This window comes from Micromonospora sp. BRA006-A, from assembly GCF_033433935.1.
Classification (GTDB): domain Bacteria; phylum Actinomycetota; class Actinomycetes; order Mycobacteriales; family Micromonosporaceae; genus Micromonospora; species Micromonospora aurantiaca.
The window spans coordinates 2,302,660-2,322,996 of sequence record NZ_JANCLW010000001.1; the positions used below are offsets into that span (position 1 = coordinate 2,302,660).

Annotated in this window: 16 protein-coding genes and 1 riboswitch; of the genes, 10 read left to right on the forward strand and 6 right to left on the reverse strand. The window is 73.4% G+C overall.

The genetic code is table 11. The annotated features are described in order from the left end of the window. The first annotated feature begins 63 nt into the window (after nt 1–63). From NMK34_RS11035 to NMK34_RS11055, 5 genes are all read left to right on the forward strand, one after another. Nucleotides 64–1,281: an acyltransferase gene (locus tag NMK34_RS11035; protein ID WP_318333301.1), complete on the forward strand. Its 1,218-nt coding sequence runs from the start codon at nt 64–66 to the stop codon at nt 1,279–1,281. 80 nt (nt 1,282–1,361) lie between these two features. Continuing rightward, entirely contained in the window at nt 1,362–1,700 is a 339-nt protein-coding gene (locus tag NMK34_RS11040) for a hypothetical protein (protein ID WP_318333302.1), read from the forward strand. Between the two features lie 135 nt (nt 1,701–1,835). Then, nucleotides 1,836–2,600 (forward strand): hypothetical protein, encoded by a 765-nt coding sequence (locus NMK34_RS11045; RefSeq protein ID WP_318333303.1) that lies wholly within the window; start codon nt 1,836–1,838, stop codon nt 2,598–2,600. A 307-nt stretch (nt 2,601–2,907) separates the two neighbouring features. Then, a riboswitch (cyclic di-AMP (ydaO/yuaA leader) is annotated at nt 2,908–3,050 on the forward strand. A 204-nt stretch (nt 3,051–3,254) separates the two neighbouring features. Beyond that, nucleotides 3,255–4,097, forward strand: a complete 843-nt coding sequence (locus NMK34_RS11050) for a C39 family peptidase (RefSeq protein ID WP_412098869.1) — start codon at nt 3,255–3,257, stop codon at nt 4,095–4,097. Between the two features lie 389 nt (nt 4,098–4,486). Continuing rightward, nucleotides 4,487–5,233: an alpha/beta fold hydrolase gene (locus NMK34_RS11055; RefSeq protein WP_318333305.1), complete on the forward strand. Its 747-nt coding sequence runs from the start codon at nt 4,487–4,489 to the stop codon at nt 5,231–5,233. 37 nt (nt 5,234–5,270) lie between these two features. On the opposite strand, the gene NMK34_RS11060 is transcribed toward NMK34_RS11055, so the two are convergent. The 4 genes from NMK34_RS11060 to NMK34_RS11075 form a co-directional block, all read right to left on the reverse strand. Beyond that, the gene (locus tag NMK34_RS11060; protein WP_318333306.1) at nt 5,271–6,947 is read right to left on the reverse strand and encodes a CDP-glycerol glycerophosphotransferase family protein; all 1,677 of its coding nucleotides are present in this window, start codon (nt 6,945–6,947) and stop codon (nt 5,271–5,273) included. Between the two features lie 19 nt (nt 6,948–6,966). Continuing rightward, on the reverse strand, nt 6,967–8,469 hold the full coding sequence (locus tag NMK34_RS11065; protein WP_318333307.1) for a bifunctional cytidylyltransferase/SDR family oxidoreductase: 1,503 nt from the start codon (nt 8,467–8,469) through the stop codon (nt 6,967–6,969). Between the two features lie 104 nt (nt 8,470–8,573). After that, on the reverse strand, nt 8,574–9,374 hold the full coding sequence (locus tag NMK34_RS11070; protein WP_318333308.1) for an ABC transporter ATP-binding protein: 801 nt from the start codon (nt 9,372–9,374) through the stop codon (nt 8,574–8,576). After that, nucleotides 9,367–10,269: an ABC transporter permease gene (locus NMK34_RS11075; protein WP_194800887.1), complete on the reverse strand. Its 903-nt coding sequence runs from the start codon at nt 10,267–10,269 to the stop codon at nt 9,367–9,369. Before NMK34_RS11075 ends, NMK34_RS11070 begins: the two co-directional genes overlap by 8 nt. A 155-nt stretch (nt 10,270–10,424) precedes the next feature. Here NMK34_RS11075 and NMK34_RS11080 point away from each other — a divergent pair, with 155 nt between their 5' ends. The 5 genes from NMK34_RS11080 (at nt 10,425) to NMK34_RS11100 (ending at nt 16,716) form a co-directional block, all read left to right on the forward strand. Beyond that, entirely contained in the window at nt 10,425–11,057 is a 633-nt protein-coding gene (locus tag NMK34_RS11080; protein WP_135239215.1) for a TetR/AcrR family transcriptional regulator, read from the forward strand. A 151-nt stretch (nt 11,058–11,208) separates the two neighbouring features. Then, nucleotides 11,209–12,315 (forward strand): DegT/DnrJ/EryC1/StrS family aminotransferase, encoded by a 1,107-nt coding sequence (locus NMK34_RS11085; protein ID WP_318333309.1) that lies wholly within the window; start codon nt 11,209–11,211, stop codon nt 12,313–12,315. Further along, entirely contained in the window at nt 12,312–13,337 is a 1,026-nt protein-coding gene (locus NMK34_RS11090) for a Gfo/Idh/MocA family protein (protein ID WP_135239217.1), read from the forward strand. The genes NMK34_RS11085 and NMK34_RS11090 overlap by 4 nt, the downstream gene beginning before the upstream one ends. Continuing rightward, nucleotides 13,334–15,025 carry a glycosyl transferase family 1 gene (locus NMK34_RS11095; RefSeq protein WP_318333310.1) on the forward strand — a complete coding sequence of 564 codons (1,692 nt, stop codon included), beginning with the start codon at nt 13,334–13,336 and terminating at the stop codon, nt 15,023–15,025. The genes NMK34_RS11090 and NMK34_RS11095 overlap by 4 nt, the downstream gene beginning before the upstream one ends. 98 nt (nt 15,026–15,123) lie before the next feature. Beyond that, complete coding sequence (locus NMK34_RS11100) at nt 15,124–16,716, forward strand: glycosyltransferase (RefSeq protein WP_318333311.1); 1,593 nt, start codon at nt 15,124–15,126, stop codon at nt 16,714–16,716. Nucleotides 16,717–16,777: 61 nt separating this feature from the next. Here the strand turns inward: NMK34_RS11100 and NMK34_RS11105 are convergent, their stop codons facing one another. Together NMK34_RS11105 and NMK34_RS11110 are read right to left on the reverse strand one after the other, a co-directional pair. Further along, the gene (locus NMK34_RS11105) at nt 16,778–18,901 is read right to left on the reverse strand and encodes a glycosyltransferase family 1 protein (RefSeq protein WP_318333312.1); all 2,124 of its coding nucleotides are present in this window, start codon (nt 18,899–18,901) and stop codon (nt 16,778–16,780) included. Further along, nucleotides 18,898–20,310 (reverse strand): glycosyl transferase, encoded by a 1,413-nt coding sequence (locus NMK34_RS11110; protein ID WP_318333313.1) that lies wholly within the window; start codon nt 20,308–20,310, stop codon nt 18,898–18,900. The genes NMK34_RS11105 and NMK34_RS11110 overlap by 4 nt, the downstream gene beginning before the upstream one ends. Nucleotides 20,311–20,337: the final 27 nt, after the last annotated feature.

A 20,337-nucleotide genomic window follows, 5' to 3' on the forward strand; every position in this document is an offset into this window, starting at 1 on the left:
GCGGAGCCGAGCAGACGTCGGCTCGCCGGGAACGTCCCGGTTGCCCGGGGTAGGGTGCCCGGAATGACCAGCGCGCCCACAGTCACCCGTGCCCCGCGACTGCCGTCGCTGACCGGATTGCGGTGGGTGGCCGCGCTGCTGGTCTTCGGCTTCCACGCCGGGACCATGGGGATCGTCGCCGAGCCGCACCTGAAGCCCCTGGTCGACAAGGCGTTCAGCCTGGGCCTGTCCGGCGTCGAGTTCTTCTTCATCCTCAGCGGGTTCGTGCTGGTCTGGTCGTACCGGGACGGGGAGCGCGCGTGGACGTTCCTGCGCCGCCGGTTCGCCAAGATCTACCCGAACCACGTGGTGACGTTCGTCGCGGCGCTGGCGGTCGCGGCGTGGTTCGCCGACCCGGTAGTGCCGTGGGCCGCGATCGCCAACTTCTTCCTGGTCCAGGCGTGGATCCCGCTGGGCGGCTACTTCTACAGCGTCAACAACGTGAGCTGGTCGCTCTCCTGCGAGCTGGCCTTCTACCTGTGCCTGCCGCTCGTGGTGCCGTGGCTGCGCCGGGCCCGTACCGGCGTGCTGCGGACCGTGCTGGTCGCGGCGCCGCTGCTCATCCTGGCGCTGTGGCCCGGCCAGCAGCTCGTGCCGGAGGAGCAGCGGTGGTGGTTCACCCAGATCTTCCCGGTGACCCGGTCGCTGGAGTTCTGGATGGGCGTGGCCGCCGCCGAGCTGATGCGCCGGCACCGCTGGCGCGGCCCGAACCTCGCCGCCGCCACCGGCATCTTCGTCACCACCTGGGTGGTCGCCGCGCTGTGGATCCCGGCCGAGTTCTGGGCGGCGCTGCTCGCTGTCGCGTACCTCCTGGTCATCGCCGCCGCGGCGGACGCCGACGTGCGCGGCCGGCCCACTCCCTGGCGGTCCCGGGCGATGGTCTGGCTCGGCGAGGTGTCGTTCGCCTTCTACCTGGTGCACGTGCTGGTCATGGTCACCGTGCTGCGGCTGACCGGGCACTGGGGGACCGGCCTGCCCGGCTGGCGCGGCCCGCTCGCGGTGCTGGGCTTCCTGGTGGTCACGCTCGCGCTGGCCGCCGCCCTGCACCGCTGGGTGGAGACACCGATGATGCGCCTGCTCGGCCCGTCCCGCCGGGCCCGCGCGGCGTCGCGCGCACCGGCCGTGCCGGCTCCGCGCACGCCCGCCGAGGCCGCCACCGTCCCGGCCGCCGACGGGGGCGCGGCCTCCGTCACCGGTCCGGCCGAGGACATCGAGTACGCCGGGCGGCGTCGCCCGGACTGACACGCGCACACGGCGGCCGGTCGAGCCGCGACACGCCGTGCGGCGGTGCGTTCGTGGGGGTTCGGCGGTAATTTGTACCCGTGCTTCCGATCGCGCTCACCTGCCCCGTGTGGTGGGTGGCGCGCTGGACCGCCCGGATGCTCGCCAGTCTCGCCGTGGTCGTCGCCTGTTCGTTCGGCGCCGCCACGCTGCCGTCCGCCGCTGCCGCCCCCGCCCCGGCGGCCGCCGTCCCGGCGTACCCCGTCACCGGCGCCTCGGCCACCGCGCGGCCGGAAGCCGATCGCGTGGCCGAGCGGCAGGCCCTTCCCGCCGGGGCGCCGGCGCCCGCGCCCCGGGCGACCGCCCCGGCCGCGCCGCAGCCGGTCCCGGCCGGACGGGCCGCCGCACCGGCCGGCCCGCGCGCCCCGCCCGCCCGCTGACCCGCCCACGGGCCGCGCCCGTTCTCCGCACCCACTCGCACGTCATCCCCGCACCCGTCCGGCGGCCCTCCACCGGCCCGCCCCGGCGAGTTCGTGCGGGCCCTCCCGCCAGGTTCTTCCCGTGAGGTGCCGACCATGTCGCAGACCGCTCTGTACCACTTCCTCACCTCCGTGCCCGAGGCCGCCGCCATCTGGTCCTTCCTCCTGCTGCTCGCGCTGGGCCTGCTCGCCGCGCTCGTCGCCCGGCCCGAACGCGACCCCGCCCCGGAGGTCGCCCCCGAACCGGCCGACACCGACGCCGCCCGCCGCGACGACCTGATCCGGTACGCCGAGGAGGTCGCGGTGGCGGCCGCCGGTGCCGCCCAGACTGCCCGTCGCCGCCGGGAGCGGTGGCTGGCCGTGCAGGACGCGGCGGACCGGGCCTGGACCGCGTACGACGAGGCGGACGCCGCCGCCCGCCGCCTCGCCGGTGCCGCCGCGCTGCCCGCCCCGCGCACACCGCGCACCCCCGCCGAGTACGCGGCCCGGGAGCGCTGGCTGCACCACGCCGCCATGACGGCGCACTGGCGGGGCGACCTGACCGCCCGTCAGCTCGCCGACGTGCTGGCCCGCCGCAACGGGTGGGATCCGCGCCGGCACCCGGCCGAGCAGGAGATCGTGCTCGCCCGCATCATCAGGGACGGGCGGCGGGCCGGATGGGAGAGCGCCGCCGCGCGGGAGCGGTCGGCCTGGCGGGACGCGGAACTGGCCGCCGAGTCCGCCCGGACGCTCGCCGCCGAGGCGTACGCCGCCACCGCCGCGCTGCGGCCCGCCCCGGCGTACCGGAGCGCGACGGCGAGCGCCCAGCCGGTGCCCGCGACGGTCCGCAACGCCCGCTGGCGTCCGGCCCGGGTCGGCTGAGCGGCCGTCTCGACCGAATCGTTATCCGGAACGTGGTGAGCCCGGTCACCCGGGCCGCCGAAACGGGCGCCGGGCGCAGAACGGGTCATCGAGTCCCGCGATTGCCGGTCGGGCGCTCGCCGTCTGTCCGCTTTCCGCCGCCGGGTGCCGTCGAAACTGCTTGTCCCATTGAGTGAAGTCAGTAACCGGGTGTTCCGAAATCCGTTACCGCGGATCACGTTTACGCAGGTGGGAGCGCTTGGCAGGGGACATACCCGCCGGTAGTGTCGGCGCGTCCGATGCGGTAATCGATCGCCGACGGCGACGCCGCACCGACCCGCCTAATCGTGTTCCACGAACCGGGGACCCATGAGCACCATCGGGGTGAATCCGCGAGCCCACGGCCCGCGGTAGGGCGTACTTCCCGCCCGAATCCGTCAGCTAACCCGGTCGGCGGCCACGGAAGGAGTACCCCTCGTGCCCACCCCTCGATCGTCCCCCCGCCTCCACGGCGAAGCGGTGCCCGCGCGCGCCTGACGCGCGACCGGCAACCGCCCCCTGGGCGCCCGGCATCACGGGCGTTCCCGATCCCCCGGCCATCCGGCCCCGCCAGCACGTGTGAGTGCCTCCGCGTGCCGGGCCGGCGTGTGCCGCTCACGCCCCGTGGAGGATTTCGTGAAGCACCACCTGAAGCGTCAGCTGCGACGGATCGTCACCGAACGCCCGTACCAGATCATCGCCGGATCGGCCGCCGCGCTCGTGCTGGCCGCCGGCGCCGGAACCGTCGCCACCGCCGGTGACGACGCCCCGGTCCAGGAGAACACCGCCGCGGTCGCCGACCTCGGCGCCGCCCGCCTCGGCGAGCAGCCCGCCAGCCGCAGCGAGGCCCGCATCGCCGTACCGCAGGCGTCGCCCAGCGCGCCGGCCGCGCCCAGCGCGCCGGCGAGCGCCTCCCCGTCCGCGAAGGCCGCAGCGGACCCGGACACCACGCCCAAGGCCAAGCCGAAGCCGCCGTCGAGCAAGTCGCTCGACTACGACTACCAGGCGCAGATCAACTACTTCTACTGCGGCCCGGCCGCCGTGCGCAACGCGCTCAGCGCCGCCGGCATCGAGCGCAGCCAGGATGCGCTCGCCGGCCCGCTCGGCACCACCGAGATGGGCACCAACTCGGCCGAGGACACCACCCGGGTGCTCAACCAGCAGGTCAAGGGCAACCCGTACCGGACCCGCATGATTCCCGGCTCGGCCACCCCGGCCCAGATGGACCGCCTCCAGGCCGACGTGGTCGAGGCGATCAGCAACGGCCGTGGGGTCGTCGCGAACGTCGCCGGTACGGCCACCGACACCAACGGCGGCTGGCACTCCTTCCCGGGCGGCCACTACGTCGCCGTGGTCGGCTACAAGGACGACGGCCGGATCGTACGGATCGCCGACTCGGCCGACCCGTCGCTGCCCTCGTACTGGGTCACCACTATCGACCTGGCGCACTGGATCGCCAGCCGCGGCTACTCCGCCTGACCGTCCCGCACACCCGAAGGCCGGCACCCCACCCGGGGCGCCGGCCTTCCCCGTCCCCGCCCCACCCTCGCGCCTGTCCCGCCTCGCCCTCGCCCGCCCGGCCCTGGCGCGGCCCCCCTCTCGCTGCCCTGGCGCGCCGATCTTGGACTTGTGGCGCCCAGTATGCCCGGCTCGCCCGCTATGGAAGGTGCCACAACTCCAAGATCGACGGTGAGGGCGGAGTGCGGGCGGCCCGAGCCGGGGCGACGGGGCGTCCGGGGCGAGAGCGGCGCGAGGGCGGCGCGCGAGGCGAGGGCGGGGGCGAGGCGAGCGGCGTGGGGGCGTCAGGGTGGGGGCGGTCGGCGGGTTCGGTCTCGCGTGTCCGGGGCGGGCGGTGGCAGACTGCGCCAATGGGCGAAGCGACGGGGAAGCGGCACCTGATTCTCCTGCACGGCATGGGTGCCACCGGCGAGGTGTGGCTGCCCTGGGCGCCGCTGCTGGAGCGCCGCTGGCCCGGCCGCTGGCTCGCCCCCGACCTGGCCGGTCACGGCTGGTCGCCGCCGCTGCACGGCTACTCGTTCGAGGCCCTGGCCCAGCGCGTGGTGGACGGGCTCGGCCCGGTGCGGCTCGGCCCCGACGACCGGCTGGTGCTGCTCGGGCACTCGCTCGGCGGGGTGGTGGCGCTGGCGCTCGCGGCCCGGCAGCGCGGGCTTCCGGTCGACGCGGTGGTCGGGCTCGGCATCAAGGCGGTCTGGTCCCCGGCCGAGTTGGCGAAGTCGGCGGAGCTGGCCGCCCGGCCGGTCACCTGGTTCGCCACCCGTGACGAGGCGGCCCGCCGCTACCTGCGGGTATCAGGGCTCGCCGGGCTGTTCGCCCCGGACCATCCGGTGGTGGAGGCGGGGCTGCGGCGGACCGACGGCCGCTGGCGGCTCGCCATGGACCCGGCCGCGTTCGCGGTCGGGGAGCCCCGGCTGCCGGTGCTGCTGGCCGCCACCGATGTGCCGGTGCTGCTGGCCCGGGGCGAGCTGGACCCGATGGTGACCGACGCGCAGCTCAAGGAACTGGGCGTGCCGGTGGCGACGCTGCCCGGGCTGGGCCACAACGCGCACGTCGAAGACCCGGAGGCGGTGCTCGCCCTGCTCGACCCGTACCTCTGAGCGGGCGAGCCGGCCCGCGACGGGCCGGCGCGCGCTTCTAGCGGGCCGCGCGCGGCCCCGGGACCGCCCAGTCGGGTTCCAGCTCCCGGCGGGCGGCGGAGAGGAACGCCTCGGCGTAGGCGTCGGCGGGGAAGTCGCCCAGGTAGCGGGTACGCGCCGCCCAGCGCTGTGCCGCCTTCGGGTCGGCGTCGAGCAGGTCGGTGAGCACCTCGTCCACGTTGGACATGTCGCGCCGCAGCACGTAGCCGGATGCCGCGAGCGGGAACCGCTCGACGAAGTGCTCCCCGTCGGCACCGGTGTCGGTGACCGCGTACGGCTTGCCGGAGTAGAGCCAGTCGGAGATGACCCCGGAGACGTCGGAGACCAGCGCGTCGGCGCGGTTGACGCACTCGGTGAGCGTCAGCTCGCGGGCCGCGGCGGCGCCCCACAGGTGCGGCCGGCCCGTCTTGGCCCGGTCGGCGGCGAGCAGTTCGGTGAGCCGGGCGAGCTGGCGGGCCGAGGCCGGGTTCTTGCCGGTGTACGGGTGGGCGCGCAGGATCACCACGGCACCCCTGTCGATCAGCCGGCGGATCAGCGTCTCGGCCACCGGCAGCGAGCAGTAGTTGGCGTCGGCGTGGTGCCCGGTCCAGGTCGGCGTGTAGAGGACCGTCGGGTGCGCGGACGGGGTGACCGGCTCCCGGCGTACCTCGATGGCCTCGACCTGGGGACGGCCGACCACGACGAACTTGTCGGCGGGGATCTCCACGCCGGCGCGGGCGTACCTGTCGATCGCCGCCTGACCGGCGACGAAGATCTTGTCGAAGATGGCCGAGACCGGGTTGGCGCTGGGGGCCTTGTCGCTGTCGCCGTGATGCAGCTGCACGTGGGTGAGCTGGTTGAACCGGATCAGGTGGGCGTTCTTCGCGCCGTGGTTGACGTAGAACGCGACCCGCAGGCTGGGCACCAGCGCCTCGTCCAGCGCCTTCAGCGTGGGGCAGAGGACCACCGGGGCGCGGGTGGCGGCGGCCACCGCGGGCAGGAGCTCCGGCTCGCGCAGCACCACCACGAACGGGCGGCCGATCCGTTCCAGGTACGGCAGCCACATGGTGACCTGGTACTCCGAGCCGGGCGGCGCGGAGAAGTGCAGCACGAACTCGGGCTGGTGGCGGCGCAGCGCCCGGCCGACCGGTCCACCTCCGGCGGGCGGCCGGAACCGGCGCCGGGCGAGGTCCAGCGCGACCGCCCCGCATCCGGCGCCGACCAGCAGCGCGGCGACCAGCGCCGTCCAGGCCGGCAGCGTCAGGGCGGCGGCGAGCGCCACCACGGCGAGCAGCACCAGCAGCGCGTCGCCCAGCCGGGCGGCGACGACGGGTGTCCACGTGCGGACCGGGAGGTTCGCCGCGCGGATCTCCAGCGCGCCGGCCTGCCGCAGCGGGCCGACCAGTAGCACCAGCCCGAGTAGCACCAGCGCGGTGGCGGCGAGCGCCGGGTCGAAGCCGTCGTCGAGGCGACGGGCGTAGCCGACCAGGATGCCCGCGGCCACGAGCACCGTCTCGGCGAGGCCGTCGGCGGACGGCCGGACGCGGCGCTCCCAGGCGGTGGCGGCCAGCGCCGCGACCGCCAGGGCCAGACCCCAGCCGGTGGCGCCGGTGAGCGCCACGACGAGGAAGGCCAGCACCGCCAGCCCGGTGGTCAGCCCCCGGGCGAGCAGCTTGCGGACCAGGTCACCACGCATCTGGTACGTCCCGTCGGGTTCAGGCGTCGGCGGACAGCTCGGACCGGTGCGGGCCCGGCTGCGCCGGTACGGCGGCCACCTGCTCGCCGGGGGACCGGCGCACGTCGACCACCTGGCCGGTCAGGTCGGAGATCAGCACGTCCAGGGACGCCTGCGCGACCGCCTCGGAGGAGAGCAGCGTGTGCTCCGGCTCGTCGCCGAACGCCCGCGTCCGCATCGGGGTGGCGGTGCGTTCCGGGTTGACGCAGTTGACGCGTACCCCGAACTCGGCCCATTCGTCGGCGAGCGCCTGGGTCAGGTTGACCAGCGCGGCCTTGGTGGCCGAGTAGAGCGCGTAGCGGGCCCGTCCCCGGGTGTACGAGCTGGACGTGTAGAGCAGCAGCTGGCCCTTTGTCTGCTGGAGGTACGGCAGGGACTGACGCGCGATGGTGACCGGGCCGACGAAGTTGACGTGCAGGAGACGGTCCATCGTCTCGGAGTCCATCTCGGCCAGCGCGCCCTTCTCCAGGATGCCGGCGGTGACCACCACGTGGTCGATCCGGCCGGTGGCCTCGAACGCGGTCTTCAGTGCGGCGGCCACGTCCTCGGCGCGCTCGACGTGGGTGCCGGTGGTGGAGCGGCTGAACGGGAAGACCTGTGCGCCGTAGGAGCGGGCCAGCTCGGCCAGGTCGTGGCCGATGCCGTAGCTGCCACCGAAGACCACGATGGTCCGGCCGGTCAGTTCCTCGGCGTAGCTGCGGTGGTCGGTCAGCCGGGGCGCCTGCGCGGCGGCGAGCTGGAACAGCTTGTCGGCCAGGTGTACGTCGACCGGGTGGGTGACCTTGATGTTCTCGTCCGAGCCGTCGATCACCTTGATCGGCGTGCCGGGCAGGTAGCGCAGGACCACGCCGCAGTCGTCGGTGGCGGCGAAACCGGGGTCGCCCTCGGCCCGGCGGTACGCCTCGCGGATGGTGCCGGAGCGGAACGCCTGCGGGGTCTGGCCGCGGCGCAGCCGGGAACGGACCGGGATGTCGGTGATGCAGTCGTCCGCGTCGACCTGGATGATCGTGTCGGCGGACGGGATGGCCACGTCGACCGCCGAGTAGGTCCAGAGCGCGTTCACGCACTCGCGCACGATCCGGGCGCTGACCAGCGGGCGGACCGCGTCGTGGAAGAGGATGTTGACGTCGCCCTCGCCGACCGCGTCGAGCGCGATCCGGGTGGTGTCGTTGCGGGTCTCGCCGCCCTCGATCACCTTGGTGACCTTGCGGAAGCCGGCGTCCGCGACGATGCGTCGCGCGTCGTCGACGTGACCGGTGGCCATCAGCACGATGATCTCGTCGATCTCCGGCGCGGCCTCGAAGACGGCCAGGGTGTGCTCGATGATCGGCTTACCGGCGATCTTGAGTAGCTGCTTGGGGATGCCCAGCCCGAGGCGCGTACCGGTCCCCCCGGCGAGGATCACGGCCACCGTACGCGCGGGGCGCCAGGGTGCCGGGCTCGCCGGCGCGGCGTCCGGTGCGGTGGTGTGGTCCTGCGTCATTGCCGTACCTCACTCTGGGTGAAAGGGGATGGGTCCGAAAACCTTAACGCGTACGCGGGAGCGCACCGCTCCGGGCGGAACCCGGTGCGGTGCGCTCCGGGGCGCTACTTCTGGTTCTCGTACGCGTCGCAGACCTCCTTGGTGGGGCCGTCCATCTTCAGGACGCCGCTCTCCAGCCAGATGGTCCGCTCACAGGTGTCCCGGATCGAGCCGATCGAGTGGCTGACCAGGAAGACGGTGCCGGCGCTGTCGCGCAGTTCGCGGACCCGCTGCTCGCTGCGGACCCGGAACTTGCGGTCGCCGGTGGCCAGCGCCTCGTCGATGAGCAGCACGTCGTGCTTCTTCGCCGAGGAGATCGCGAAGCGCAGCCGCGCGCCCATGCCGGAGGAGTAGGTGCGCATCGGCAGCGAGGCGAAGTCGCCGCGCTCGTTGATCCCGGAGAACTCGATGATCTCCGGGGCGATCTTCTTGACCTCGTCCGGGTGCATGCCCATGGCGAGGCAGCCGAGGACCACGTTGCGCTCACCGGACAGGTCGTTGAGCAGCGCGGCGTTGACGCCGAGCAGCGACGGCTGGCCCTGGGTGTAGACGGCGCCGCGGGCCGGCGGGAGCAGCCCGGCGATGGCCCGCAGCAGTGTGGACTTGCCGGAGCCGTTGCTGCCGATCAGGCCGATCGCCTCACCCTCGTACGCGGTGAAGCTGACGCCCTTGACCGCGTGCACCTCTCGGATGTTCGGCGCCTTGGTGCGGGAGACGATCCGCTTGAGCGCGGAGACCGGTGTGGTGCCGCCGGTCGCGCCCTTGTGGATCCGGTAGATCACGTGCACGTCGTCCACCACCACGGTGGGGATGCGGCCCGAGTCGGTCACCGGGCCGGCGTTCAGCGGCAGGGTCTGCTCAGCCACGGCCGTACTCCTTCTCTCCGCGCCAGAAGTAGACGAACCCGCCGACGCCCATCACGATCGCCCAGAACACCCCGAGCGCCCAGAGCTTCGCCGGGGAGCTCACCAGGTGCGCCTGGTGCGAGTCGAGCAGCGCGTAGCGGGCCAGCTCGATGAAGACCAGCGGAGGGTTCCACTCCAGGATGTTCGCCGCCCACGGCGGCAGGTGCTCGCGGATGAGTGTCACCGGGTAGAGGACGCCGGAGGCGTACAGCCAGGTGCGCATCACGAACGGCATGACCTGCTTGAGGTCGGTGGCCTTGGAACCGAGGCGGGCCATGACCATGCTCAGCCCGACGTTGAAGATCGTCTGGAGCAGCAGCATCGGGACGATCAGGATCCAGCGGAAGGTGAGCGGCTCGCCGGTGACGAGCACGATGCCGGCCAGCACCACCATCGACATGAGCAGCTGCTGGAGCTGCACCAGCGTGACGGTGATCGGCAGCGCCGCACGGGGGAACTGGAGCGCCCGGATCAGGCCGAGGTTGCCGGTGATCGCGCTGACGCCGTTCGAGGCCGCGGTCTGCGTGAAGATGAAGATGAAGACGCCGGTGCACAGGTACGCGATGAAGTTCGGCACGTTCCGGTGCTGGCCCAGGATGACGCCGAAGATCAGGAAGTAGACGGCCGCGTTGGTGAGCGGTGTCAGCACCTGCCAGAGCTGGCCGAGCTGGGTGTTGCTCAGCGAGGAGGCGACCTTCGCCCGGGAGTACGCGGTCATGAAGTGCCGGTACGCCCACAACCGGCGGGCGTACTCGCCCAGGGCGGGTCGTTCCCCGGCCACCCGTAGCCCGTACCGCTGGGCCAGCTGGGCCCGGGTCAGTCCGGATTCGGGGTCGGCCACCGCGGTGTTGGCCATGTTCAGGCGCTCCGATCTTTCGTGCTGATGGGGAGCAGTGCGGTGAATGAGATCCAGCGTGGCCGGGCGGGGAGGAGCCGCCTCGCTGCTGCATGGAAGGTAGTCCACCGAACGTCGGGACGCAACCGTACCGTCGTTGCGCTACATTGTTCCACGTGACGACCGAGAAGAGGCGTGCTCCGGCCGGCGCGGCGGTGCTGCGCGGGGAGATCACCAGTGCCATCCGCGCCGCCGTGATGCAGGAGTTGGCCGAGGTCGGCTACGGTCGCCTCTCGATCGAGGCGGTGGCCCGCCGGGCCGGTGTGAGCAAGACCGCCATCTACCGCCGCTGGCGTTCCAAGCTCGACCTGGTGCTGGACATGGTCTCGGCGGTGGCGGGCCGGAACATCCCGCTGCTGGACACCGGCAGCCTCCTCGGTGACCTGGAGATCCTGCTGCACGTGATGGCGCGTGCACTGCGTCACCGGCTGGCCGCGCAGATCATCCCGGACCTGCTGGCCGAGGCGGCCCGCAACCCGCAGATCGCGGAGAAGTTGCAGGCCGCCCTGGACGACTACCAGCAGGCGGTGGGCCGGATCCTGATCGGCCGCGCGGTCGAGCGCGGCGAGCTGTCCCCGGCCACCGACAGGCGGGCCGCCGTCGATCTGATCGTCGGTCCGGTCTACTGGCGGATGGCGATCTCCCGGGCCCCGCTGGAGCCCGCCGAGGTGCCCCGGATGGCGGCCGCGATCGTCGCCGCCCTGCGGGTAGCATGCGTGGAGCCTGTGCGCGACGAGGTGGAAGTGTGAGCCCCGGGCCGCCCCCGGAGGTCCGTCGCCGATCATGAACAGAAGGTCACAACCGGTCGGACAATCAGTGCGAACGGCTGGTTTTCCCGACAGAGCGGTACCATCCCCCGAAATGTCTCCCATGAACCACGCGTCGACAGGAGGAAGCCCCATGGCCGGGCCGCATCCAGAGTTCATTCCCCCCGCACGGCCGATCATCGGCGAAGCCGAGATCGAGGCGGCCGTCCGGGTGCTGCGGAGCGGCCGGGTCGTGCAGGGCCCCGAGGTCGCGGCGTTCGAGGAGGAGTTCGGCGACCTGGTCGCCGGCCGGCACTGCGTCGCCGTCAACTCCGGCACCTCCGCGCTCCAGCTGACGCTGATGGCGCTCGGCTTCGGCCCGGGCGACGAGATCATCGTCCCCTCGTTCTCCTTCGCCGCCAGCGGCAACGCGGTCCGGCTGGTCGGCGCCGAGCCGGTCTTCGTGGACATCGAGCCGGGCAGCTTCTGCGTCGACCCGGAGGCGGTCGCCGCGGCGATCACGCCGAAGACCGTCGCGATCATGCCGGTGCACCTCTACGGCCACCCGGCCGCGATGGACCGGATCATGGAGATCGCGCAGCAGCACGGCCTCGCCGTGGTCGAGGACGCCGCGCAGGCGCACGGCGCCGAGCGCAACGGCACCCCGGTCGGCGCCTTCGGCACCGCCGGCTGCTTCAGCTTCTACCCGACGAAGAACATGCACTCCCTCGAGGGCGGCATGATCACCACCGCCGACGCGGACCTCGCCCGCACCCTGCGGCTGCTGCGCAACCAGGGCATGGAGCAGCGGTACGCCAACGAGATCGTCGGCGCCAACATGCGGATGACCGACGTGGCCGCCGCCATCGGCCGGGTGCAGCTCACCCAGCTCGCCGAGTGGACCGAGCAGCGCCGCGCCAACGCCAAGTTCCTCGACTCGGCGATCACCGGCATGGTCACCCCGCCGGTCGCCGACGGCGCCAAGCACGTCTACCACCAGTACACGGTGCGGGTGCGGGGCGACCGGGACGCCGCCCAGGCCCGCCTCACCGAGCTGGGCATCGGCAACGCGGTCTACTACCCGACCCCGATCCACCGGCTCAAGCCGTACCTCGTGGACGGCAAGCCGGGCGCGTGGGACCTGCCGGAGACCGAGCGGGCCGCCGCCGAGGTGGTCTCGCTGCCGGTGCACCCGTCGCTGAGCCAGGCCGAGCTGGAGCGCATCGCCGAGGCTGCGAACCTGGCCGGGGGTGCCCGATGAGCGCACGGAAGCTGCGGGCCGGCCTGATCGGCCTCGGCGCGATGGGGCGCAACCACGCCCGCGTGCTGTCCAACCTGGACGGCGTCGAGCTGGTCGGCGTGGTCGACCCGGCCGGCGACGTGACCGGTACGCTGCGCGCCCCGGTCGTACCCGAGCTGAGCGACCTGCTCGCCCTCGGCGTCGACTACGCGGTGGTGGCCTGCCCGACGGCGCTGCACGAGCCGATCGGCATGGAGCTGGCCGCCAACGGCGTCTGCGCGCTCATCGAGAAGCCGCTGGCCCAGTCCGTCGACGCGGCCACCCGGCTGGTCGAGGCGTTCGAGAACGCCGGCCTGGTCGCGGGCGTCGGCCACATCGAGCGCTACAACCCGGCGCTGCAGAGCCTGCGGACCCGCCTGGAGGCGGGTGAGCTGGGCGAGGTGTTCCAGGTCGTGACCCGGCGCCAGGGCCCGTTCCCGCACCGGATCGCCGACGTCGGCGTGGTGATGGACCTGGCCACCCACGACATCGACCTGACCGCCTGGGTGACCGGCCGGCAGTACGCCTCGGTCGCCGCCCGCACCGTCTCGCGCAGCGGCCGGCTGCACGAGGACATGGTCGCCGTGGTCGGCCAGCTCTCCGACGGCACGATGGTCAACCACCTGGTGAACTGGCTCAGCCCGCTCAAGGAGCGGTCCACTGTGGTAACCGGCGACAAGGGCTGCTTCGTGGCCGACACGCTCACCGCCGACCTGACGTTCTACGCCAACGCCGCCATCGACACCGAGTGGGAGGCGCTGCGCGCGTTCCGCGGCGTGGCCGAGGGCGACATGGTCCGCTACGCCATCCCGAAGCGCGAGCCGCTGCTGGTCGAGCACGAGCGCTTCCGGGACGCGGTCGAGGGCAAGCAGAGCGACATCGTCACGCTGCGGCAGGGCCTGCGTACCGTGCAGGTCGCGGCCGCTCTGCTGGAGTCGTCCGCCGACGGCAAGGTCGTGTCCGTCGCGGCCAGCGGCAGCGACGCGGAGCCGGCACTGCGATGAGCCCGGCGCCGGTGCGGCGGACGGTCTCCGCGGTGCGGCGGCGGATTCCCCGGCGGTGGCGCATCGCGCTCCGCCGGGCCGCCGCCGGCACGCGCCCCTGGGAGACCCCTTCGGTACGCGAACTGTGTGAACTTCCCGCCGGCACGCCGCTGCTGGTGCACGCCGGCGGGATCACCGGCGACCGGGCGCTGGACGGCGTGCTGCGCGGTCTGGCCCGGTTGCCCGAGTTCCACCTGGCACTGGTCTGCGACCCGGCGGAGCAGGCGGCCGTCCAGGACCTGGTCCGCCGGGCCGGTAAGGCCCGGCGCCGGGTCCACCCGGTGCCGCGCCCCCGCACGATGACGGCCGCGTTCCTCGCCTCGGGGGACGTGGCCGTGTTCGGGTTCGCGCCGGACGCCGGTCTCGGGCTGCTCGACACCTGCCTCGCCGCCGGGCTGCGGGTGGTCGCCGCCGACAACCGGGTGGTCCGCGAGCACCTGGCCCGGCACCGGGCCGGCGACTTCTACGCGCCCGGCTCGGTGCCCTCCTTCGCCAAGGCGGTGGAACGGGCCTGGCAGCGGGGCGGCGACGACGCGCCGGAGACACCGGAGCCGCAGGAGCCGGCGGTCGCGCCGGTCGAGGCCGGCACCCCGGGCCGGTGGCGGGCGCTCGGCGCCGGGCCGGTCCGGCTGGGTCTGGGCACGGCGAACTACGCCGGGCAGCTCTCCGCCCTCGCGGTGGCGATCAGCGCCGCGCGGGCGGACGTCGGCATCGAGCTGGTCGTCGCCAAGCCACCGGCCACCTACCGCTACCCGGCCGACCGGTATCTGCACTTCCCCGGCGAGCACCGGCTCGACGTGCAGGTGCAGCAGGCCGCGCGGGTGCTCGGCTTCTACACGCACCTGATCGTGGACGCGTTCCGCCCGGTGCTCGGCCGGCTCAACGGCGACGACATCGCCGCGGACCTGCCCGCGCTGCGCCGGGCCCGGCTCAAGGTCGCGCTGCTGGCGCACGGCAGTGAGATCCGCCACCCCGGCGCGCACCTGGAACGGCACGCCGAGTCCGCGTTCCGGGACGCTCCGGAGGAACTACGCGAGCGGCTCACCGTGGTGGCCGAGCAGAACCGGCGTACCGCGCAGGAGAGCGGCCTGCCGTTCTTCGTGACCACGCCGGACCTGCTGGACGACGTGCCGTTCGCCACCTGGGCGCCGCTGATCGTGGACGTGGACGCCTGGTCCTGCGACCGCCCGGTGCTGGAACGCACCAGGCCGGTGGTGCTGCACGCACCGTCCAACCGCTGGACCAAGGGCACCGATCGGCTCCTGCCCCGGTTGCAGGAGCTGCACGATCGACGGATCATCGAACTGCGCCTGGTGGAGGGTCTGCCGCACAGCGAGATGCGCCGCCTGGTGCAGGAGTGCGACATCGTGGTCGACCAGTTGGTGATGGGCAGCTACGGCACCTTCTCCTGTGAGGGGATGGCCGCCGGCAAGGTCGTGGTGGCGTACGTGAGTGAAGGACCGCACCGGGCCGCCGGGGTCCAGCCGCCGATCGCCAACGCGACACCCGGCACGCTCGTCAAGACGATCGAGTCGCTGCTCGACGACAGGCCCGCCGCGGTCGCCCTGGCCGCGGAGGGTGCGCGTTACGTCCGTGACCACCACGACGGCCGGCGGACCGCCGAGGCATTCGACGCCTTCCTCCGGTGACCCGCCGACCGCCCGTGCACCGCCCCGCCAACGAGGAGAAGCACCCGATGCAAGCTGTCCCGAGTAGCGATGCGCGACCGGCCCGGGGACGGGTGGTGATGCTGGTCGACAACGGGGTCCACGGCGACTCCCGGGTGCAGAAGGCCGCCCGCTCCGCCGCCGAGGCCGGCTGGGAGGTGATCCTGGTCGGCATCCTCAAGGGCGCGGCGACCGAGGACACCTGGCGCATCGGCGACGCCGAGGTCCGCCTGATCCGGATGCCCCGGCGGCTGACGCACCCGGTCGCGTACCGCCGCGCGCTGCTGCGCCGCCCGCTGGCGTACAAGCCGGGGCCGGACGCCAAGCGGCGGCTGAACACGCTGCGGGCCCGCCGGGACGACCTGACGTTCCGTCTCTCCGAGATCAAGGTGAACCGCGCGGCGGGCGGCCCCCGCCTCGCCGAGCTGGCCGGCAAGGCCCGGCTCGCCGCGCCGTACTTCCTGAACAAGACGATGTTCCGGTGGGTGAAGTTCCGCTCCGCGCAGCTGCGGCGGCTCCAGGAGAGCCAGCAGAACCCGGACTCGCGGCTCGACCGTGCCGCGCTGCGGTTCTGGCAGCGGGTGCACGGTGACCGGGCCTGGCGCCGGCTGGACCCGGAACTGTGGGACTTCGAGCTGGCCTTCGCCTCGGTGGTGGACGAGCTGCGGCCGGACCTGATCCACGCGCACGACTTCCGGATGCTCGGCGTCGGCGCCCGGGCGGTCATGCGGGCCCGGGCCGGCGGGCGGGACGTCAAGCTGCTCTGGGACGCGCACGAGTTCGTCCCCGGCATCATCGGCCGCCCGGCCAACCTGCGCTGGCTGCCCGCCCAGATCGCCTACGTGCGGGAGCACGCGCCGTACGCCGACGCGGTCATCACCGTCTCGTCCACGCTGGCCGACCTGCTGCGGGAGAGCCACGATCTGCCTGAGCAGCCGGCCGTGGTGCTGAACGCGCCGCCGCGGTCGCTCACCGCCGAACAGCGGGCCACGCCGGTGCCGGACATCCGGGCGATGTGCGGGATCGACGCCGCCACGCCGCTGCACGTCTACTGCGGCGGCATCAACCCGTCGCGCGGCGTGGACATCATGATCCGGGGGCTCACCAGGATGCCCGAGGCGCACGTCGCGCTGGTCTCGGTGCACCCCAACGGCAAGGCCCCGATGATGTACGAGCTGGAGGAGCTGGCCGCCGAGCTGGGCGTGGCCGACCGGGTGCACCTGCTGCCGTACGTGCCGCACTGGCAGGTGTCCGCGTTCGTCGCCCCGGCCGACCTCGGCGTCATCCCGATCCACCACAAGCCGAACCACGAGATCGCGCTGATCACCAAGTTCTTCGAGTACGCCCACGGCGGCCTGCCGATGGTGGTCAGCGACGTGCGGACGATGGCCGAGGCGACCCGGGCCACCGGGCACGGCGAGGTCTTCCGGGCCGAGGACCTGGACGACTACGTCCGGGCGGTGCGTACCGTGCTGGCCGACCCGCAGCGCTACCGGGCCGCGTACGACCGGCCGGGTGTGCTGGAGCAGTGGACCTGGGAGGCGCAGGCCCGGGTGATGGACGAGGTCTACACCCGGCTGCTGCCGAACCACCCCGGCCCGCTGCGGCCGGTGGCGGCGGACACCGCCGCCACGGCGGTGCCGAACCAGCGGACGGCGGTGCCGGTGCGCTGACCGGCGGGAAACGACAGCGGGGCCCGGCCGACCGGCCGGGCCCCGCACTCGTTGTGCCTGCTCAGTCGCCCAGCAGCAGCCGGTCGTAGTCGGCCTGGGTGACGGCCCAGTCCCAGGTCTTCAGCACGTGCTCCGAGGCGGCCCGGCCGGCCTCCGCCCACGCCTGCTCGGTGGCGGTGACCGCCAGGATCCGCTCCGCCGCCTCCGCCGGGGTGTCCGCCATCCAGTCGGCGGGGAAGAGGGTACGGGCGCCGTGCGGCTTGCCGGCGAAGAACGGCCAGTCCCGCACCACCGGCACCGCGCCGCTCGCCGCGCCCTCCACCAGACCGCAGTGGAAGCTCTCCCGCACCGAGGTGCTGAGGATGACGCCGACCTCCTGGAGCGCACCCGGCACGTCGTCGGTCTGCCCGTAACGCCGGACCGCGCCCAGCGGCTCCAGCTCGGCCAGGTCCTTGGCGAGCAGCCGGCCGTAGTCCTTCGCCGGCTTGCTGGTCCGGTTGTTGAAGTTGCTGCCGATGAGCGTCAGGTTGTACCGCTCGTCGTGCTCCCGCAGCTTCCGCAGGACGTCGATCGCCCACCGCGGATCCTTCGCCACCGAGCTGAACCCGACCAGCCCCAGCGTGAACCGGGCGTCGGCCGGCTTGGCCCGGGGATAGCGCTGCAGGTCCATCGCGTTGTCGACCACCCACAGCCGGGGGGCGCGTTCGCCGGTGAGCTGCGGCAGCACCGCGGTGGACAGGTCGCGCAGGTGCTCGGAGACGAAGACGACGTCGTCGACCCGGGAGAAGTCCACCAGGTGCGGCCAGAAGTTGAACGCCTCGAAGCTGTGCAGCCGGACGATGATCCTGGCCGTCCCCGGGTCGTGCAGCGTGAACAGCGCGGCGGTGGCCTGGCACCAGTCGACGAACACGGTGTCGGCCCAGTCCAGGTGCGGCCGCAGCCACTCCTCGATCTTGGCCCCGTACGTCGACTCGGCGCCGAGCAGGTGCTCCATCACGGTGCTGCCGCTGAGCGCCAGCGGACGGGTCACCGGATCCTCGTACAGGTCCAGGAAACGGACCTCCACGTTCGGCATGCCCCGGTAGCGCTCCAGGATCTCCTGGAGGAAGTTGTCGTTGATCAGCGTGGTGACCAGCAGCCGCAGCGGCCGGTCGGCGGGTGCCGGGGCGGCCGGGGCGAGCCGGCCCCGCGGCTCGGACAACTTCCGCGCCGCCGCGCTCTCCCGGAACGGCGCCAGGAAGGCGCCCGGGTCGTCGCTCATCGGCGAGGAGAGCCGGTCGAAGTGCAGCACCCGGTTGGACGCCAGGCTCCACGCCCGCGACACCGCCGCAGCGGCCTTCTTCGGATCCTTCGCCAGCCGGGCGTCGGCCAGCGTGAGCTGGGCGCGGATCGCGTCGTGCAGGCCGGACGGGACGTGCCCGAGGGCCAGCTCGCCCTGCGCGGCCTTGGTGAGCACGTCCGCCCGGGTGGCGGCGCTGTTGATCCGGCTGACCGCGGCCGCGGCGGTCCGGGCGGCGACCGCCGGGCGGCCCGCCTTGACGGCGCTGTCGTGCAGCCGTACCGCGAGCTTGCTGCGCAGCCGGTCCGGTACGCGGGGCGCGGCCACCGCGCGGGACCAGAACCAGGCACCGGCCGGATTGCTCATGATCCGCTGGCCGGTCGCCTTCTGGACGGTGGTGCGCACCGTCTCCACCGCCGCCCGCTTGGCGCCCCGGGTGCCGATGCCGGCAGCCGCCGCGACCTGCCGCTCCAGCCGCTTGCCGACCGGCTCGGTACGCGGCGCGTCGAGCGCCCGCTGCGCCGGCACGAGCCCGAAGTGCGCGCCGGCGCGGGTGTTGCGCTGGGCCATCTCCCACACCGTGTAGACCGACCGGGGGTCCAGGGCCACCAGCAGGTCGGCGGACCGGAAACGCTGCCGCAGCCAGGCGTGGCGCTGCGCGTGCAGCCAGATCTTGCGGTTGGCCTGCGCCCGGCCGAGCGCCCGCCGCAGCCGGGCGTCGCGCTTCTCGGCGGGTACGACGAACGACCGCACCTCGGCCAGCGCCGGGTCGACGGGGAGTTCCTCGCTGTCGAAGAAGCACGCCACCGTGACGCGGGCGCCGCGGCTGCGGAGACGTTCCAGCGCCTCGATCAGCACGGCCGGCTGCTTCGGTGCGGCGGCGGCCACGATGAGCACTGTGGTCACTGTCGGGCATCTCCCGTCGAGGAGGTCGTGGCCGGGGTGGCCGCGCCGGCGCCGGTGGGCCGGACGAGTTCGGTGAGGCGGCGGACCGCCGGGGCGAGCACAGCGGGCCGGGCGAAACGGCGGGCCAGATCCCGGGCGGCGGCCCGGTCCGCGTCGGTGGCCTTCAGGGCGAGCCGGCCGGCCTCCACGAAGGAGCCGGCGAGGCGGTGCGGGTCGAGCCCGACCGCACCGGTCCACAGCGGATGGCCGGCGAGCACGTTGCTGGCGTCGTGGTCGACGTCGTGGGCGGAGAGCACCGGCAGTCCGCTGGCCATGAACTCGTACACCTTGCCGGAGGTGACGAACCGTCCACCGACGAGCATCAGCACCAGCGCGTCCCAGGAGCCGTACGTGGCCGCCAGTTCCGCCTTCGGCACCGGGCCGCCGAAGCTGACCCCGTCGACGGCGGCCTCCTTGAGCAGGTCCATGTGCCGGTTGGCCTCACGCGACGCGCCCGCGCCGATGTGCCCGCGCACCTCGAACCGGGAACGGGCCAGCAGCGGGTCGTCGCGCCGGGCGATGCGCCAGGCGTCCAGCACCGACTCCAGGAACGCCGGGCTGAAGTTGACCGAGCCCAGGTAGCCGAAGGTCAGCCCGGCCGCCGGGTCCGGCGAACGGCCGGAGATGTCCGGCAGGCTGTCCTCGTCGTAGCCGTTGCGCACCACGTGCACCCGGTCGGCCAGGTGCGGGTACCGCTCCCGGTAGAAGCCGGCGATCGGGTCGTTGACGCACCAGACCGCGAGCGCGTTCTCCAGCACTGTGGACTCCCACCGGCCGGAGACCGAGTCGCGGGTGAACGCCTCGCCGCCGCCGATCACGTCGAGCGACCAGCCGTCGCGGAAGTCGACCGCGTACGGGACCTTGTGCTCCTCCCACAGCTTCCGGGTGGCCGCCAGGTTCACGTACGGGGCGCAGGAGGCGAGCAGCAGGTCGGCCGGGTGCTCGCGGTGCAGCCGCAGCACCGCCTTCTCCAGCTCGTACCGCCAGCCGCCGAACACCGGCTCCGGGAACGCCTGCTGCTCGCGCTTGCGCAGCCGCTTGATCCAGCCCGCCGGGTCCAGCGAACGCTCCTCGGAGAACGCCCTGATGTCGGTCTCCAGGTCCTCCCGGATCAGCGGCAGCTCGACCACCCGCACCCGCGGATCGACCTTCTCCGACAGCGTGTGGTCCAGGCCGTACTCCCGCTCCCACGCCTGCTGGCAGATCGTGATGACGGTGATGTCCCAGCCCTGGGCGACGAACTGGTTCGCCGTCTCGCGCAGCCGGTACGCGCTGCTCTTCGCCGCGGGCGGGAAGCCGATCGCGAGGTAGATGGCGTGCGGCCGCCTCCCGCCGCGCGAGCGGGGGAGCGGGACGGTGTGGTTGGTCATCGCTGATAACCGATCGTGAGGAGGGGG

Excerpts from the sequence above, each read along its gene's own strand:
- NMK34_RS11100 (WP_318333311.1), top strand. The coding sequence starts at position 15,124 with ATGCTGGTCGACAACGGGGTCCACGGCGACTCCCGGGTGCAGAAGGCC.
- NMK34_RS11045 (WP_318333303.1), top strand. The coding sequence starts at position 1,836 with ATGTCGCAGACCGCTCTGTACCACTTCCTCACCTCCGTGCCCGAGGCC.
- NMK34_RS11060 (WP_318333306.1), bottom strand. The coding sequence starts at position 6,947 with ATGCGTGGTGACCTGGTCCGCAAGCTGCTCGCCCGGGGGCTGACCACC.
- NMK34_RS11065 (WP_318333307.1), bottom strand. The coding sequence starts at position 8,469 with ATGACGCAGGACCACACCACCGCACCGGACGCCGCGCCGGCGAGCCCG.
- NMK34_RS11075 (WP_194800887.1), bottom strand. The coding sequence starts at position 10,269 with ATGGCCAACACCGCGGTGGCCGACCCCGAATCCGGACTGACCCGGGCC.
- NMK34_RS11055 (WP_318333305.1), top strand. The coding sequence starts at position 4,487 with ATGGGCGAAGCGACGGGGAAGCGGCACCTGATTCTCCTGCACGGCATG.
- NMK34_RS11095 (WP_318333310.1), top strand. The coding sequence starts at position 13,334 with ATGAGCCCGGCGCCGGTGCGGCGGACGGTCTCCGCGGTGCGGCGGCGG.
- NMK34_RS11090 (WP_135239217.1), top strand. The coding sequence starts at position 12,312 with ATGAGCGCACGGAAGCTGCGGGCCGGCCTGATCGGCCTCGGCGCGATG.
- NMK34_RS11085 (WP_318333309.1), top strand. The coding sequence starts at position 11,209 with ATGGCCGGGCCGCATCCAGAGTTCATTCCCCCCGCACGGCCGATCATC.
- NMK34_RS11110 (WP_318333313.1), bottom strand. The coding sequence starts at position 20,310 with ATGACCAACCACACCGTCCCGCTCCCCCGCTCGCGCGGCGGGAGGCGG.
- NMK34_RS11035 (WP_318333301.1), top strand. The coding sequence starts at position 64 with ATGACCAGCGCGCCCACAGTCACCCGTGCCCCGCGACTGCCGTCGCTG.